Genomic DNA, 1029 nt, shown 5'->3' on the forward strand with positions numbered 1-1029 from the left:
AAACCAGACAGTTGATATAGCGGTTGAAGATACAGCGGGAAATATGATGACAGACACATTCATAATCGAAGTAACGAAAACTAACAGACCTCCCGTTACAGATGGAATACCTGATCAGACAATAGCGGAAGGAGAAACGCTTAACTTAGAACTGCTTGATTACTTCGAAGATCCTGACGGAGACAACCTTGTTTTCGCGGTAATTTCAGGCGTGGGTACGGTTATTGGCAGCGAATATACCTACAGTCCCAATTACGATGCTGCCGGAACATACCAGGTAACGATAAAGGCAGCCGACGGAAATGGAGGAGAGGTTGAAACGACATTCACGCTGACTGTTGAGAACACTAACAGACCTCCGGAAGAGCCGCAACTGGTATCTCCGGAAAACGCTGCCCTGTTAATCAATACAACTTCGGTAGAGCTCAGCTGGAATTGCAGCGATCCGGACGGCCAGCTTCTGACATATGATGTTTATTTCGGAGAAGACATAGAAGCGCTGGAAGTTATAGCTACACAATCAGCTACAAGTCTTCATGTTCAAGAAATAACTGCTGGAAAGACATACTTCTGGATGATAGTGGCCAGAGATCCTCACGGAGCTGAAACGGCAAGTGAAGTCTACTCTTTCAGCACAGACTATTATTTAATTCCTGGCGGAGAATTCGAAGGAATGATCTCCGGATATGCGCTCATGACTAAGGCCAACTCTCCATACATAATCACGGGAGACATCGTAGTTGAATCTGGAGCGCAGCTGATAATAGAACCGGGAGTTGAGGTTAGGTTCACCTACATATCCGATCCTGATAACAACGGACAGGAAGATACGAATGCAGCCGATCTTATAGTTTATGGAAAGCTATTTGCAGAAGGAAGTGAAACTGAGCCTTTACTATTCACTTCAAACGAGACTCCGGCGCTTAAAGGCGACTGGGGAGGAATAAGGTTTGCCTCGAGTGAAGGAACATCTAAGATAAGCCACGCAACTATTGAAATGGCGAAAGATGGTGTCTGGACATCCAGCAA

1 protein-coding gene is annotated in these 1029 nt (G+C 45.6%); it reads left to right on the forward strand.

Translation table 11 applies throughout. From position 1 onward, the window contains the following. Positions 1-1029: Ig-like domain-containing protein (locus RJ60_RS15735; protein ID WP_180979997.1), on the forward strand; the 1029-nt coding region annotated here is incomplete at both ends.

It is taken from the genome of Mesotoga sp. B105.6.4 (assembly GCF_002896535.1).
Classification (GTDB): domain Bacteria; phylum Thermotogota; class Thermotogae; order Petrotogales; family Kosmotogaceae; genus Mesotoga.